Here is a 14,925-nt window from a genome sequence, read left to right on the forward strand (position 1 = left end):
TCTCAAACATCTTTTGTTATTAGTCTACTAAAAAAATCAAATATGTTAAAATAACTTAAAAGAAAACGTTTGTTATTTTTCAGAAAAGGAATAAGATAATAAATCCTGAATTATTCATAGAAAATGTATATTTAAGTTTAGTCTCCTTGATAATAGTGTGTATTACATCAAGGGTGTGTTCACCTAAAAAGTGAAAGACATAATTTGTTAGTAATCTGTAGATATGAAGACTCCTACGGGAACAGCACGAGCTGAAGATCCACTCCGTAAAGCGTTTTTTGCTTTACGGAGTTAGCTGAATCCGTGCCCGTGGAAAGCGAAGTATCTACAGATTACGGAGGCATTTACTTTTACTGTGAATAATCCGGATAAATGCAGGAAGGATGATTAGATGACACGTAAAGCAATTCAAACAAATAAAGCACCGCAAGCTATTGGACCTTATTCACAAGCCATTGATTTAGGAGAACTTGTTCTTGTTTCAGGTCAAATTCCATTAAATCCAGAAACCATGCAGGTGGTAGAAGGTGATGTAGTAGCACAAACGAATCAAGTAATGCGTAATTTAGAAGCTATTTTAGAAGAAGCGGGATTAACTTTTGAACATGTTGCCAAGTTTACCATTTATATTACGAATATGGATGATTTCGCTAAGATAAATGAAGCATATGCAAAATATTTAACAGAGCCATATCCTGCAAGAGCAACAGTAGAAGTAAGCAAATTACCTAAGGGAGTTAATGTAGAAATGGATGTTATCGCTAAACGATAATGATTCTAAAATTAAAAATAAATAGAGTACATGATTAGCAGATCGTTTTCTATCCTATAAGCAAAAGAGTAAAACTGTATCGAAAACAGTCGATAAAAGTTTTACTCTTTTGCTTATAAATAACCTTAACGTATAGTAAACTATGTATGTGGTTATTTATTCCATTAATGTTTACATGTTGTTTGCAATATAGTAAAAATAGGGTTTTTCACCATGGTAGATTAACAATATCATAGGGAAAACAGATATATAAAAGGAGATTAAATACAATGAAACCATTTAAATTAATCATTGCCGTTTTAGTTATTGTATTGCTCAGTTCTGCCACAAATGTAGTAGCTAATGATGATAGTATTAATGAGAAGAATGGCGTGCCACGTGTTGTTTTTGGGGATGCACTTTCTGATGCTCAAAAACAAACAGTAAGAGAACTATTAGATGTAACAGACAATAATGCTGTCCAGGAATATATAGTAACAGGAGAAGATTTGGCTAATTATATTGGCGGTGATCCAAGCTCAAACATGTATTCTTCCGCTAAAATAACAAGAAAAAATAAAGGGTTTGGCTTAGTAATAAATGTGGTTAATGATGATAATATAACAGAAGTAACGAAAGAAATGTATGCCAATGCATTATTAACCGCAGGTGTAGAAAACGCAGAAGTTGATGTTGCTTCACCTGTGAAGGTAAGTGGGCATTCAGCGCTAACCGGGATATACAAAGCATTTAATGTCGATGGAGAGTCATTGGATAGAGATCGAATGGAAGTGGCTAACGAGGAATTAGAAATTGCTACCGATCTTGCTAATAACGAGGGAATTGATCAAGAAAAAGTAAGTGAATTACTTACAGAGATTAAACAAAAAATTTCGGAACAAAACCCTGCTTCAAAAGAAGAAGTAGAAAAAATTGTGAAAGATCAACTAGAGGAGCTTAATATTCAACTGAGCAAAGAAGACATGGAGACATTAACCAATCTATTTAATAAAATGAAAGATATTAATATTGATTTTGGCAAGGTGACTAGCCAATTGGAAGATATCGCAAAAAACATAAAAGATAGAATTTCTGATGTAGCAAACGACCCTGGTTTTTGGGAAGGTGTAAAAAAATTTTTTGCTAGTATTATTGATGGATTAAAAAATATTTTTGCTTCGGAGTAAGCCTCAAGCGTTAAAGTAGGAGGTAAATGGATGAAAGTATATCATTGGATTGTTATGACTTTAGTTGTAGTATTAATTGGCGTATTAAGTTTTTTTGGTGTTCAGATATATCAAGATTTCTATAGCAATAGCAATATGCCCGATAGTGAAGTTGATCAACAACAAAAAGAAACAGAAGGTAAACAAGTAACTGAATTGTCTGAAGAAAAATTTAAAAATAACCAAGATAAGGATTTAAATCCCTTTGGTGATACTACTTCACAAACGGGACTTACAAACAGCGACTACCAAGAATATATTCATCAAATGTCTCATCAAAAAGTAAAAGCAGATGAAAAGTGGGGTTTTTATCTTATTACCGAAGAGAGAATTAATTGGTTATTAGAAGGGTTAGAACAGGTTGAACTAGGTGAAAATGAAGCAGCGTATCAATCCATTCTAAAACGTTGGAGCAATGATGATTTCTCTCAAGCAGATGAGGATCATAATACGGTATGGCGCATGCAAGGTGGAACGATTGGAAAAGCTACAGACATATTGAGTGAATCAGAAGAAGAAGCATTTATTAATAGTAAACAATAAAGATAAAAAGCTACAGATCAAATTGATTTGTAGCTTTCTTATAGAGAAATTTAATTGGAATAGTTTCTTTCGGGTTCTGGATATTTTTTATATGTTAAAAGAAGGGTAATTCCGCAAGCCAATAGTAAAGAGCTAGTTACAATAAAAACAGCTGTATATCCAAACCCACCTGCAAGTGTACCGCCCAATACTGGGCCTATGATATTACCAAAGAAACGAATGCTTGTATTGTATCCCAAAACTTCTCCTTGCATGGCAATAGGGGCTTCTTGCCGGATATATGCAATTCGAACAGGTATAATGCCACCGATAGTAATGCCCAGTAAAAATCGTAAAATAACAAGCTGCCAAATATTTGTCACAAATCCTCCGGGTAAATAGAAGATTGCAGCAAAAAACAACAGAATGATTAGAATTTTTATGTAACCCATTCGATCAGCTACCTTTCCCCAATTCCTCGCCATCATTAAGTTACCAAGTCCAGCTGCAGAAAAAGCAACGCCAGAAAAGAATGCAATATTTTCTGGTCCGTGCAAGTCATTCACATATAACGAAAGGATCGGCTGGATACTGAAATGTGCAATTTGTATAAACATAGATACAAGCATGACCATTAAAAGCATGGGATGTTTGATGATATGAGTAAGTACTTCTTTACTTGAATAGCTTGTAGGTTGTCCAGATTCCACTTGTATTCTTCTTTCCTGGATACCTGTAAGGACAAGTATACCGGAGACGAATAATATGATAGAAAGCCATTTAAAACTAGTAGCATAACCAATAGTATCAGCAATAATTCCCCCGAATAAAGGGCCCATTAATGTTCCAGTAACACTTCCTGTTTGAAGCGTGCCTAGTACTCTTCCAGCAATATGTTTAGGTGTTTGTGTAGAAATCAATGCTTGAGACATGGAAATAAAACCTGTGAATACGCCCATGAAAAGTCGTAAGAAGAATAATTGCCAAACAGAAGTGACAAACCCCATAAGAAACACACACAATCCTAATCCAAAAGCAGAGAATACAAGGATAGGTTTTCTCCCGTAACGGTCACCAACTTTACCCCAAATAGGTGAGAAGATGAATGCAGCAACAAAGGTTACTCCAAAAGTTAAGCCTGACCAATTCTGGACATATGCATTAGAAAAATCACCTAATGTTTCTATATACAGTGATAAGAAAGGTAATACCATGGTAATACTACCTGCAATGAAAAAATTCGCAAACCACATAATAAAAAGATTCTTGTTAATCGATCTGTCTTCGTTCAACTTGACCACTTCTTTCAACGTACGTAAATTTCGATACACTAAATATCTATCATAGCTTACCTAGGCGAAATTTTAAAGGGGGTGCAACCAGGGATTATAGTTGCAGATCAAGTATTTTTAAATAATGCTTATCATCCAATCGTAGTAGCAAATTATGACTAGCAATAAAAAAGCAGATTTGATCATTAGGATATAAATGATTTAAATACTGAAAGTAACATATGTATAATTAGGTGTGTGAAAAAATTGCTAAGTACCTTTGTTATGTGGCAAGATAATAATTACTACATAATGTATGCGTTCGTTTGAAGTGTTAAAATAAACCTACAACTATGTTTGTAGTTTTAAAGTGGAGGTCTAAAACGTGGATAAACAGGATAAAGATTGGAAGAAAGAAGAAGAACGTGTGAATCAAGTAAAGAACATTATTAATTATAAAATAGATAATCTTAGTAAATATATAAAAACACTAAAGGATCGAGTAATTGATATACGTAAAAACTTTTGGGACGATGTCACTGTCAATCTAGAAGAAATGGACGATATCATTGAAACTCAAGCAAGTTTAAAACAGCAAGCGGAGTTTTTATCTGAACGCGAACGTAGTCATGGGCAATTATCAAAAGAATTGGATAAATTAGAACGATTACATCAATCACCATACTTTGGTAGAATTGATTTTCAAGAAGAAGGAGAAACAACTGTAGAATCCATCTATATTGGCATGGCATCATTAATGGATGAAAAAGACGAGGACTTCCTTATTTATGATTGGCGAGCACCAATTTCAAGTATGTATTACGATTATTCACCTGGAAAAGCAACCTATCAAGCAATAGATGAACAAGTACACGGTGAAATAACGTTAAAACGGCAATATATTATTCGTCAAGGACAATTAAAGGGAATGTTTAATACTGGATTAACAATAGGAGACCACTTATTACAATCTGTTTTAGGTGGAAATGCTTCTTCAAAGATGAAAAGCATTGTTGCAACAATACAACAGGAACAAAATCAAATCATACGCAACGAACGTAGCAAAACGCTTATTGTTCAAGGTGTTGCTGGAAGCGGAAAAACATCGGCTGCACTGCAACGCGTTGCCTATTTGTTATATCGATATCGAGAGGAACTTTCTTCAGAGAATATGATTTTATTTTCTCCAAATCCGTTATTTAATAGTTATGTTTCTACCGTATTACCGGAGTTAGGGGAAGATAATATAAAGCAAACAACATTCTATCGTTATGTAGATACCCATTTGGGCTATCAATTTAAAGTAGAATCTCCATTTGAACAGATGGAATATTATTTGCAAGCAAATAAAAACAATCCACCAGTGAGAATAGATGCGATGCGATATAAAGCGAGTACATCCTTTAAGCAGCTTATAGATCAATTTTTAGCTGATTTAAAACAGGATGGTTTGGAGTTTCGTAATATTCGTTTTCGTGGAAAAATAGTTGTATCTAAAAAGAAAATGCGTAATTTCTTTTATGCTTTACCATCTAATTTATCCATACCGCTTCGTTTTGAAAAAATGAGATACTGGTTATTGGAACAGATTGATGCGCTAGAAAAAAAAGAAAAAGAAAAAGATTGGGTATTAGAGGAATCTGAATTACTTGAAAAGGACGATTACTTAGAAGTTCATCAAAAACTAGAAGAGCAAGCAAATTTTTCAGAAGATACCTTTATGCATCATGTGAGTGAAGAGGCATTACTACGTAAAAAAGTGATGAAAAAGAAATTAAAACCGCTACGTGAAAAAATTAAACGGTTCCGTTTTATTGATATATTGCAAACATATATACAATTATTTAATAAAGGAGATCGGCTGGACATATCGACTACACCGGAGAATTGGAAAGATATCTGCGAAGAAACGAAAAAAAATCTTCAAGCCAACCTATTGACGTGGGAAGATGCTACGCCTTATCTGTATTTTGAAAGACGTTTAGTAGGCTTTCAGGCTAATCGAGCGATTAAACATTTGATTATAGATGAAGCACAGGATTATACACCCTTTCAATTTGCCTATCTAAGACATATTTTTCCGAATAGTCGTATGACATTGTTAGGGGACATGAATCAAGCCATTTATGTGCATGCATTAGAAGAAGACAATGTGTTAGCAGAGCGAAATGAAGCTAATTTTGAAAAGATAGAACTAATGAGAAGTTATCGATCAACCAGACCAATCGTAGAGTTCACCAAATCATGGATGCCTCAAGGGGATAAAATAGAGGCGTTTAATCGCGATGGTGCACTTCCTGAAGTGATGGAGGTAGATGATGTACGAGTAGTAGAGAATAAGTTACTACAGACAATTGAGCTTTATAAAGCAAAGGGTCATCAAACCATTGCAATTATATGTAAGACGTTGCAAGAAAGTGAAAAAATATATACGTATTTAAAAAAACAAATGGACGTCACATTACTTGATCCAAGTTCGCACACCTTTGAACAAGGATTACTTGTCATTCCTGCTTATTTAGCAAAAGGAATTGAATTTGATGCGGTGATTATTTATAATGCTTCAAAAACTAGGTATAACAATGAATTAGAACGAAATTTACTTTATACCGCTTGTACAAGAGCAATGCATGATTTATATGTCATATCTCTTGGTGAGATTAGTCCATTTATTCAACAGGTTCCAAAACAAAACTTCAAACATTACAAAATACATTCAGTTGGAGAGACTTATCAATAAACGCTTATGTTAGAAAAACTGTAGTTCATTCTTAAGCACGTTTGTTTAATAAAAAATCATTATATGCGAAAATAAAATTACCATAAAAAAGGAGGGCTTACAAATGCCAACACATTTACAAGACACCGTTACACTTCATAATGGTGTAAAAATGCCATGGTTAGGGTTAGGTGTGTATAAGGTTGAAGACGGAGATGAAGTGATTCATTCAGTTAAATCAGCATTAAACCATGGGTATAAAAGTATTGATACTGCTGCTTTTTATGGAAATGAATCAGGGGTTGGAAAAGCAATTGAAGAATCTGGCATTTCTCGTGATGAACTCTTTATCACCTCAAAGCTTTGGAACAGTGATCAAGGCTATGAAGCAACATTAGCAGCATTTGAAGCAACATTAAAACGCCTTGATCTAGATTATCTAGATTTATATCTAATTCATTGGCCGGTGCCAGAACAAGCCAAATTTAAAGATACATGGAAGGCGATGGAGAAGCTATATAAAGATGGAAAAATTAAGGCAATTGGGGTAAGTAATTTTAAAGAACATCATTTAGATGAGTTAATAAGAGATGCAGAAATTGTGCCGATGGTTAACCAAGTGGAATTTCATCCACATCTATCACAGGAATCTTTGCGTAACTATTGTAAAAAGCATCATATTCAAATGGAAGCTTGGTCACCGTTAAAGCAAGGCCAATTATTAGATAATCCTGTACTTAAAAGAATTGCTGATAAATATGGTAAAACTACCGCTCAAGTTATTCTGAGATGGGATGTGCAAAGTGGTGTTGTTACAATTCCAAAATCAGTGAAGGAAGAACGTATTGTTGCGAATGCATCTATATTTGATTTTGAATTATCACGTGAAGATATGGATGCTATTTATACACTAAATAGAGATGAACGTATTGGACCAGATCCTGATGAAATGAATAAGTTATAATAGCAATGGCGCTCGTATGGGCGCCATTTTGTTGTACAATAGATAATAAAAATACAAGGGAGAGTCAGAATGGATTATATTAGTTATGTACGTGATATGGTTGGTCATAAACCGTTAATAATGGTCGTATGTGGAGCAATTATATTTGACGAGTTTGGAAGAATCTTATTACATTTGCGTTCAGATAACAAAACATGGGGATTCCCTGGTGGTTACATGGAGTTAGGTGAGTCTGTAAAAGATACAGTAAGGCGAGAAGTTTTTGAAGAAACAGGTCTACAACTAGGTGCTCTAACATTGTTTAGCATATATTCTGGGACAGGAAATAAAAAAACATTAGTAAACGGCGATCAAGTAGAACTTGTCCAACATTGGTTTACTTGTCATGAATTCCGTGGAGAGCTAGTTAAGCAAAATGAAGAGTCATTGGATGCAGCATTTTTTTCATTAGATAATTTGCCGGATAACCTTTTTCCGAGTCAACAAAAAGTGATTCGGGATTTGAAGTCGAATGTTCAACGGCCAATTATACGCTAATATTTGCTCAATAGAATTACTCTTTAGACTGATAGAGATGCTATACTAATGATGCTTGTGAAAAAAGGGAGAGTGAGATAATGAGACAAAAAGATCCAAAAGCAATTTTTCTTGATATGGATGGAACGATACTAGATAACTATAATCAAACAAGTATAAAAACGAAACAAATAATTACGCAATTAAGAGAAAAAGGAATCCTTGTCTTTATTGCAACTGGACGATCAAGAGGTGAAGTTTTTTCAGCTTTGCCACATGACTTTAATGTAGATGGTGTAATTAGCTCAAATGGAATGTCAACGTATTTAGGTGATGAAAAGATTGAAGAACATAGTCTGCCATTTGATCTTGTAAAGCGAATTGTTGAGAAAGCACGTGAACATCGTGTCTATTATGAGCTTTTCCCAACAAAAGGCATGCGTGTTGCGCTAAAAGAAGATATTAAGATCCTCGCTGCTGAAGTAGAAGACCCAAAACCAAATGGAGTCGGCATTAATGAATGGATAGAAAGAAAAGACGCGATGGAAAAGGAAATTGATTGGGTGGAAGAATTACCTGAACAAAAATACTCTAAATTCTATTGTTTTAGTAAACAGGAGGAACATATTAGCCACTGGAAGCAAGTGTTAGACCAAGAAAAAGAATGGACAGATTTTTAAAATGTACCCTATAGAGTAGACACTTAAAAAAAGTCTACCTATAGGGTACTTTTGTGTAATAATAAAGAAAAAACAGTAAATGGGGAAAAAATATGAGTAAGAGATTATTTACGGAAAAGGAAATTAAAATATTATCTAAAAATCTCTATGTAAAATCTGTTAGTGAAAAGGCGATCACTTATACTGAAGAATTTAAAAGAATTTTTATTATTGAAAATGAAAAAGGTAAATTTCCAAAACAAATATTCGAGGATCATGGATTCGATATAGATATTATTGGAAAAAACGTATACAATCCTCGGGTAAAAGATGGCGTGAAGCATATCGGAAAATGGCATAGGTGGTAAGGACTTTTAAATGTAAATAAGAACACTTGTTCCTATTTTAAATAAATTATGCTATAATACAAGCAGATAATGTTCTTTTAGGGAAAGGTCGGCTAGCCTCGAGGTAGGGAGGTGATGCCTGTGGGGATGTATGAAATTTTCATGGTGCTATTTGGGTTTGGTACATTATTGATTGCATTACTCGCGTTAGTCGTTTCAATGATTAATAAAAAATAGACCTCCCTATTTACCCTGACAAGTGACTAGGAGAGGTCTATCTATCGTATCTGTAGATAGCCGATCCCTCTGGGGGAACCGCTTATCATTAGGTCACAGGGCGACTGTGGCCTAGATTTGATTTTTTATTAAATCAATTATACCACAGTTGTGTTTGCTTGAGAATAAAAGTCATTTTATGAAAGTACCTACCATGTGTATCACTCATGCAAATCCTATAACAATTATTTGCAGAGTTAACTCCAACAACTAGACTTCTAATCTTCTTATGTTTAATACATGCTTGGCGTACGGATTCATATTGTACTTATAATAGCAATGAAATTTTACCTTCATTAAAAAAGTGTTTCCCCATATTGAGTCTGATAACATGGTGCTTATGAAATGTTGTAGCTATAGTAAAAGTGTAAACAAACTGATCAAACTAACAATCTCGTGCCTTTAGTTATGATGAGTTCTATACTTAATGATGATCAAATTTTTATTTATTAGCAATTCAAAAATAACTTTTTTTATAGCAGAAAATCTGACCATAAGTTATAATGGACATAATGGGTATTTTTACTAAATTAAAACGATAAGAGTCATAGTTCTATTAAAGTAAGGGGGAAGTGGATGTCTTCATTTAGTCAATTTAAAAAAATTAGCATCTGGTCCATGTTAGGTAAGATTATTTTGTTAATAACAGTACTGTTCTTTACACTATCTTTAGTGTATTTTATCTATGACATTGATTTAACCGTATTAGGTACATATTATTCTATGTTTTTCTACATAGGGCTCATTTTTATATTGTTCTATACTTTTCGTAAAAAAGATATAAATAGAAACCATGTTTTAGGAATGCGGAAAACAAGTTGGAATGAATGGAAGCGATATATTCCTATACAATTGTTAGAAACGTTATTTTCTGCTGTAGCTATACTTACTGTTTTGTTTTATTTATCGGATATGTTTATTGAAGAGTTTCTAATGGATGAAATTAATAACATTGAGTCGGCTACTCCTGTAAACATCTACAACTTCATGTTGTCAGTAATTGTGAGTGTTTTTTTAGCTCCGGTTGCAGAAGAACTTTTATTTAGAGGGGTTTTAATCAATAGGTTGGGACTAGATATAGGTGTAGGGAAAGCTGTTTTAGTTAGTTCTATTTTATTTTCCTTAGTTCATCTTAATATAGGTTTTGTTGGACATTTTATTGGTGGATTAATATATGGGATGGTTTATGTCAAAACGAAAAAATTAATTGTTCCTATCGGTTTGCACGCATTACATAATTTGTTAATTAAAAGTCCTGAAATTTATGAAAGGATATTTTCTTCAAAAACCAATGCTAGTATGAAATATGCTGAAATAGAACAGACATTGTATTATATACAAAAATTTTTAGTAATAGGTGTTGCTCTCTTTATCCTTTTACTCCCTGTTATTTTGTATATTCTTTATCGATTGTATCCAAGAAATGAAACAGTTATTCCTTATGAAAGTAATAAGGTGAATGACGTTTAGTTTACTAATTTTTATTTGTCAAATTAAGCGAGACAAAGTTTCCTTGTCGACATGCTTCATAAAACACTCAATTGGTGTTTGATAATTTAATGATTTTCTTGGAATGTTGTTTCTTCTAGAAGCAACAGTTGATATATATTCTTGTGTAACGGAATTGAAATCCATCTCTTTTGGTAGACCGTTTCAGTGGAAATACACGAGACTCCTACGGGAACAGCACGAGCTGAAAATCACCCAAAGTGAACATAAGTGAACTTTGGGAAGTTGAAGCCGTGCCCGTGGAAAACGAAGGGTATTTCCGCTGCGTCGTACTAATTACTTCTTCTCATAAAACGTACTAGTTATTACTAATTTCATTATAACAGTAAGATTTAAATAACATAATAAACCCCAGTAAGGGACTTTTATTAATTAGTCCACTAAATGGGGTATAGTTCAAATTAAGGGGGTTGAAGTATTCTTTGTTTTTAACGTTTAAAGTCTTTACCACCTTAAGGAAAGAGTCGATATTTAAAGCTTTCATTACTTCCAGACATGCTACACACACTTTCATTAGACCACTGATCGAGCTTTTTTCTTCATCGTTGTTCAAATGTTTTGATTCCATAAGACATAACCGTTCATATATTGGCAGTAATTGATTTACTTTTTCTAGTTTCTTCGGTCAATTTATAGGTGGTTCTAAAAATTAATTTTTCACTTTGCTTTATACGGATACCAGCTTTCTTTTCTAGCGTTCGTTGCACTTCACGCCTCACTTCATCTAGTGCCCAATACACTTGTTAAATAAGGTGAAAACGCCTAGCGATAATTAACGGATGCCCTAAATCGTTAAGTGCTGTGTGGTTGAGTGACTTTGATAATCCCATGACTACAATTTGAACAAGGCTTGTATCACACGATTGTACGTAGTCATTAATTGTACCTATCCACTTTCTATCTAGCAATACATCTACAATCCTACCTGATAACAGTTTGTAATTATTCGCCCCTACATCTCATCAATAGCTATGGTGTGTAAAATTATCTTTTTCATATGTACTTCCTTTTGGACATGCATATTTATTAACCGATTGGCACTTAACTTATTCAATTACGCAACTGTATCTTTATATTGATCTCCATTTGAAGCTTTTCATAGAATGTGTTTGTACATAAATAAAATCGCTTTTTTAAATCGAATTTTACAGACTTTAAGGTTTTCGGTGTAAATTCATTACTTTTTTAACTTAAAAAGTATTTTTTTTAATAAAATGGTTGATGTTTTTTTTTGTAGTGTATTATATAAAATAAGACATGTCTAAAAATGGAATTGAGAGGAGAAAACAATGAGGAAAATTAAAAAAAATTTAGCAATTTGTTTGTCATTACTATTTTTTTCAACTACACCAATGATTGCGCTTGCAAATCAAAATGAAGCTGCTATCAACCCAGAAGAGCCTATTGCGTATGAGGAAATTCAGAATGAAGAGGAAATAGCGCCCAAGGGTTATTTAAAGTGGATAGTTAGATTCATTGTTAGTGTTGGAGGAAAAGAAGCAGCTTCATATGCAGTTGATACCTTTTCTGAAGCTTATCAGAAGTTGAAAGATTCGAAATGGTGGAACGGATTCACTAGAGATAGACCCGTAATACACACTGTGAAAGTAATGGGAGATGAATTTAATCCAGCTGATGTATCAAATTATGTAGGTTATAATTATACAAATAAATATAAAAGGGTAAATACTTTGCAAAGAGCTCTTAATGATTACTACGGATACACAAGACTTGTAACAGATGGAGCTTTTGGTCCAAATACAGCTAGCGTTTTAAGAGCTTATCAAACAAAAGAGGATCTACTCGTAGATTCAATAGCAGGACCGGGTACATGGAGACATTTGTCTAAGTAACTGTTGTTTATTAAGCCAGTCATGAAATTTTCATGACTGGCGGTAATGAGGAGTGTAAAAATGTCTGTGGAAATTAATGATGTGACTTTTGAAATAAAAAATAAAACCATTTTAAAAAATGTATCTTTTTCTTTAAAGCCTGGTAAAGTTGTAGGGTTAATAGGTCAAAACGGTGCAGGTAAAAGTACACTCTTTAAAATTATTGCTGGTCTATTAAATCCCTCTAAAGGAAACGTGGTATTCTCAGAGTATATTGATAGTGGTTCAATAGGATATATAATAGAAGAACCAATGTTGTATCCATATCTAACAGTAAAAGAGCATTTAGAAGTCTGTATGAAATTACATAATGTAGACATAGATTTTAACAAGAAAAAAGCCTATGAAATTTTAAATGTACAAAATTTTTTAAACATAAAAATAAATGCTCTCTCTTTAGGGATGAAGCAAAGATTATCAATTGCAGCAGCAGTATGTCATAATCCACAAGTTGTAATTCTTGATGAACCTACAAATTCCCTAGATGTGACTGGTGTACTGGAGGTACGTAAATTAATAGAAAATTTACGTTCGGAAAATAAATTTGTTATAATTTCTAGTCATTTGATATCTGAGATTGAGAAGGTATGCGATGAAATTATTATAATAGATAAAGGTATGATTGTTGAAAAAATAGATATTAATAATATTGATAATATAGAAGAGTTATATTTGGAGAGGTTAAAATAAAATGAAGAACTTATTAATGATAGAATTTAAAAAAGTTTATTATTCAAAGCAACTACTTTTGATTCTCACATTGTTAATGTTATCGTTAGTTATACCCTCGTTAGCATTGTATTTTTTTGGTTATAATTCAACATCTTACATGTATTTTTATGAATCGATAGCCTTAAATAACAAAATGGTATTCCCGCTGATTTACAGTGTTTTTTTTTCATGGTTAATTGCCAGTGAGTATCGGCAAAAAACCATAAGGCTTCTATATCATTCAAAGTATAGTATAGAGAAAGTTTTTTTTAGTAAAGTAATTGTTGGTTTTATTTCAATGACAATAATATTATTTATACTTTTTGTAGTAAGTGTATTGTTTATATTGCTCTATGATAATGATCAAATAAGTATTCATTACTATGTTGTAAATGAATGGGATTATCTATTACGTATAATAATAACCTTTTTATCAATATCAAATTATTTATTCACTTTTTCTTTAATAGTTATCTTATTTACAATTCTATTAAGAAAACAAAGTTTATCTATACTTTTATCCGTGGTATTAATTTTACTTTACCCTGTTCTGTCGTTTAATATTCCTTCACACTTAATTGATTTATCTCCGTTACGTGGTTTATCAATACATACTATTTTAATAACTTATAATTTAAAACCTTTAGAATTAATTCAATTTAATTTATCGTGTATAGCTTTCTCTATTATTTTAATTTTTATTAATTTACGTTTGTATAGAAAATGTAAGGTTGTTTAGGGGGGAGATCCATGAAATCAAACAAGATTTATATTTTTTTAGGTTTTTCATTAGTGATTGTAGTTATAACGTTATCAATTTTGACATTTTCAATAAACAATAATTATGAAACAACCAGTGTAACTAAAGAAGATATTGAAAAAATTGAAAAGTATGTTGAACTGTATCCTGAAAATACTGATAGTTTAATGTATTTAGCGAGGGCTTATAGTAAAAAAGGTTTATATGAAAAAGTAATACCAGTTTATAAAAAGATGATTACTCTTGAACCTGAAAACGATCAATATACTTACCGACTAAGTATTGCATATATTGAAAACAAACAATATGAACTTGGTTTGGAACAATTAAATTACACTGATAAGCTAAATCCAAGTCATCCTACAACACTTTTATTAATGTCGCAAATAAATCTTTTGTTAGGTAATTATAGTGAAGCGAATTTATTAGCTTTAAAATCATTAAAAAGCGCTGAAGAAATGATGGATAATCCATCTCATTATAAAAAATGGAGAGATATTTCTAGTAATTTCAATGAAACTAACGTACATGTATGGATAGATACAATAGAAATTTTATCCTTAGATTCACTAAAGATTCTTGCAATAGAGAATGCAATGAAACTTTCTGTGAATATGAAAGAAGAAGAAAAGGAATATTTATTAGATCAATTAGAATTTTTAAAAAAAGATTAAATTTAAATATTTAAACTTCTATATTTTGTTAAACTGTTATGTATTAAAGAATTGATATTACATAGGATTGTAGATTTAGGTTCTTTCGAATGTGAAGGTGTGCTTTTCTTTTTGCAAACGCAAAAAAT

The 14,925-nt window shown here is 32.4% G+C and carries 16 protein-coding genes and 2 pseudogenes; 14 read left to right on the forward strand and 4 right to left on the reverse strand.

Features of this window, described 5'->3' with window-relative positions; genetic code table 11:
* Nucleotides 1-391: 391 nt before the first annotated feature.
* The 3 genes from BN1058_RS01325 to BN1058_RS01335 all read left to right on the forward strand — a co-directional run bounded on the left by BN1058_RS01325 (nucleotide 392) and on the right by BN1058_RS01335 (nucleotide 2,520).
* Nucleotides 392-772, forward strand: a complete 381-nt coding sequence (locus tag BN1058_RS01325; protein ID WP_090851755.1) for a RidA family protein — start codon at nucleotides 392-394, stop codon at nucleotides 770-772.
* A gap of 269 nt (nucleotides 773-1,041) precedes the next feature.
* Nucleotides 1,042-1,938: a DUF1002 domain-containing protein gene (locus tag BN1058_RS01330; protein WP_090851758.1), complete on the forward strand. Its 897-nt coding sequence runs from the start codon at nucleotides 1,042-1,044 to the stop codon at nucleotides 1,936-1,938.
* A 30-nt stretch (nucleotides 1,939-1,968) separates the two neighbouring features.
* Entirely contained in the window at nucleotides 1,969-2,520 is a 552-nt protein-coding gene (locus BN1058_RS01335; protein ID WP_090851761.1) for a DUF6241 domain-containing protein, read from the forward strand.
* Nucleotides 2,521-2,570: 50 nt separating this feature from the next.
* On the opposite strand, the gene BN1058_RS01340 is transcribed toward BN1058_RS01335, so the two are convergent.
* Nucleotides 2,571-3,752, reverse strand: a complete 1,182-nt coding sequence (locus tag BN1058_RS01340; protein WP_090855862.1) for an MFS transporter — start codon at nucleotides 3,750-3,752, stop codon at nucleotides 2,571-2,573.
* Between the two features lie 403 nt (nucleotides 3,753-4,155).
* Between BN1058_RS01340 and helD the strand changes: the two genes are divergently transcribed.
* From helD to BN1058_RS01370, 7 genes and pseudogenes are all read left to right on the forward strand, one after another.
* Entirely contained in the window at nucleotides 4,156-6,510 is a 2,355-nt protein-coding gene (helD, locus tag BN1058_RS01345) for an RNA polymerase recycling motor HelD (protein WP_090851763.1), read from the forward strand.
* A gap of 103 nt (nucleotides 6,511-6,613) precedes the next feature.
* Nucleotides 6,614-7,453, forward strand: coding sequence for an aldo/keto reductase (locus BN1058_RS01350; protein ID WP_090851766.1), 840 nt, complete (start codon nucleotides 6,614-6,616; stop codon nucleotides 7,451-7,453).
* Between the two features lie 69 nt (nucleotides 7,454-7,522).
* Nucleotides 7,523-7,990: an NUDIX hydrolase gene (locus tag BN1058_RS01355; RefSeq protein WP_090851769.1), complete on the forward strand. Its 468-nt coding sequence runs from the start codon at nucleotides 7,523-7,525 to the stop codon at nucleotides 7,988-7,990.
* 80 nt (nucleotides 7,991-8,070) lie between these two features.
* Nucleotides 8,071-8,649: an HAD family hydrolase gene (locus tag BN1058_RS01360; RefSeq protein WP_090851772.1), complete on the forward strand. Its 579-nt coding sequence runs from the start codon at nucleotides 8,071-8,073 to the stop codon at nucleotides 8,647-8,649.
* A gap of 92 nt (nucleotides 8,650-8,741) precedes the next feature.
* Nucleotides 8,742-8,980 (forward strand): annotated as a pseudogene (locus BN1058_RS01365) (HTH domain-containing protein); the annotation flags it as partial.
* A gap of 142 nt (nucleotides 8,981-9,122) precedes the next feature.
* On the forward strand, nucleotides 9,123-9,212 hold the full coding sequence (locus tag BN1058_RS14420) for a putative holin-like toxin (protein WP_255307033.1): 90 nt from the start codon (nucleotides 9,123-9,125) through the stop codon (nucleotides 9,210-9,212).
* A 615-nt stretch (nucleotides 9,213-9,827) separates the two neighbouring features.
* A complete protein-coding gene (locus BN1058_RS01370; protein ID WP_090851778.1) occupies nucleotides 9,828-10,721 on the forward strand; it encodes a CPBP family intramembrane glutamic endopeptidase in 894 nt (297 codons plus the stop codon).
* 18 nt (nucleotides 10,722-10,739) lie between these two features.
* On the opposite strand, the pseudogene BN1058_RS14425 reads toward BN1058_RS01370, so the two are convergent.
* The 3 genes and pseudogenes from BN1058_RS14425 to BN1058_RS14255 all read right to left on the reverse strand — a co-directional run.
* Nucleotides 10,740-10,904, reverse strand: a pseudogene (locus tag BN1058_RS14425) (IS30 family transposase); the annotation flags it as partial.
* 437 nt (nucleotides 10,905-11,341) lie between these two features.
* Nucleotides 11,342-11,500: a transposase gene (locus tag BN1058_RS14135; RefSeq protein WP_141652096.1), complete on the reverse strand. Its 159-nt coding sequence runs from the start codon at nucleotides 11,498-11,500 to the stop codon at nucleotides 11,342-11,344.
* A 3-nt stretch (nucleotides 11,501-11,503) separates the two neighbouring features.
* The gene (locus BN1058_RS14255; RefSeq protein ID WP_176694412.1) at nucleotides 11,504-11,668 is read right to left on the reverse strand and encodes a hypothetical protein; all 165 of its coding nucleotides are present in this window, start codon (nucleotides 11,666-11,668) and stop codon (nucleotides 11,504-11,506) included.
* 381 nt (nucleotides 11,669-12,049) lie between these two features.
* Between BN1058_RS14255 and BN1058_RS01375 the strand changes: the two genes are divergently transcribed.
* The 4 genes from BN1058_RS01375 to BN1058_RS01390 are packed head-to-tail and all read left to right on the forward strand — an operon-like array spanning nucleotide 12,050 to nucleotide 14,797.
* Nucleotides 12,050-12,613, forward strand: coding sequence for a peptidoglycan-binding domain-containing protein (locus BN1058_RS01375; RefSeq protein ID WP_090851782.1), 564 nt, complete (start codon nucleotides 12,050-12,052; stop codon nucleotides 12,611-12,613).
* Between the two features lie 60 nt (nucleotides 12,614-12,673).
* On the forward strand, nucleotides 12,674-13,342 hold the full coding sequence (locus BN1058_RS01380; RefSeq protein ID WP_176694413.1) for an ABC transporter ATP-binding protein: 669 nt from the start codon (nucleotides 12,674-12,676) through the stop codon (nucleotides 13,340-13,342).
* A 16-nt stretch (nucleotides 13,343-13,358) separates the two neighbouring features.
* Nucleotides 13,359-14,102: an ABC transporter permease gene (locus BN1058_RS14575; protein ID WP_369688247.1), complete on the forward strand. Its 744-nt coding sequence runs from the start codon at nucleotides 13,359-13,361 to the stop codon at nucleotides 14,100-14,102.
* An 11-nt stretch (nucleotides 14,103-14,113) separates the two neighbouring features.
* Nucleotides 14,114-14,797: a tetratricopeptide repeat protein gene (locus BN1058_RS01390; protein ID WP_090851791.1), complete on the forward strand. Its 684-nt coding sequence runs from the start codon at nucleotides 14,114-14,116 to the stop codon at nucleotides 14,795-14,797.
* Nucleotides 14,798-14,925: the final 128 nt, after the last annotated feature.

The sequence above is a fragment of the Paraliobacillus sp. PM-2 genome (assembly GCF_001368815.1).
GTDB lineage: Bacteria > Bacillota > Bacilli > Bacillales > Amphibacillaceae > Paraliobacillus.

What these genes read in the sequence shown, in the direction of transcription:
- BN1058_RS01370 (WP_090851778.1), top strand. Translation starts at nt 9,828, where the DNA reads ATGTCTTCATTTAGTCAATTTAAAAAAATTAGCATCTGGTCCATGTTA.
- BN1058_RS01390 (WP_090851791.1), top strand. Translation starts at nt 14,114, where the DNA reads ATGAAATCAAACAAGATTTATATTTTTTTAGGTTTTTCATTAGTGATT.
- BN1058_RS01325 (WP_090851755.1), top strand. Translation starts at nt 392, where the DNA reads ATGACACGTAAAGCAATTCAAACAAATAAAGCACCGCAAGCTATTGGA.
- BN1058_RS14420 (WP_255307033.1), top strand. Translation starts at nt 9,123, where the DNA reads ATGTATGAAATTTTCATGGTGCTATTTGGGTTTGGTACATTATTGATT.
- BN1058_RS14575 (WP_369688247.1), top strand. Translation starts at nt 13,359, where the DNA reads ATGATAGAATTTAAAAAAGTTTATTATTCAAAGCAACTACTTTTGATT.
- BN1058_RS01340 (WP_090855862.1), bottom strand. Translation starts at nt 3,752, where the DNA reads ATGTGGTTTGCGAATTTTTTCATTGCAGGTAGTATTACCATGGTATTA.
- BN1058_RS01350 (WP_090851766.1), top strand. Translation starts at nt 6,614, where the DNA reads ATGCCAACACATTTACAAGACACCGTTACACTTCATAATGGTGTAAAA.
- BN1058_RS01360 (WP_090851772.1), top strand. Translation starts at nt 8,071, where the DNA reads ATGAGACAAAAAGATCCAAAAGCAATTTTTCTTGATATGGATGGAACG.
- BN1058_RS01335 (WP_090851761.1), top strand. Translation starts at nt 1,969, where the DNA reads ATGAAAGTATATCATTGGATTGTTATGACTTTAGTTGTAGTATTAATT.
- BN1058_RS01355 (WP_090851769.1), top strand. Translation starts at nt 7,523, where the DNA reads ATGGATTATATTAGTTATGTACGTGATATGGTTGGTCATAAACCGTTA.
- BN1058_RS01380 (WP_176694413.1), top strand. Translation starts at nt 12,674, where the DNA reads ATGTCTGTGGAAATTAATGATGTGACTTTTGAAATAAAAAATAAAACC.
- BN1058_RS01375 (WP_090851782.1), top strand. Translation starts at nt 12,050, where the DNA reads ATGAGGAAAATTAAAAAAAATTTAGCAATTTGTTTGTCATTACTATTT.
- BN1058_RS01330 (WP_090851758.1), top strand. Translation starts at nt 1,042, where the DNA reads ATGAAACCATTTAAATTAATCATTGCCGTTTTAGTTATTGTATTGCTC.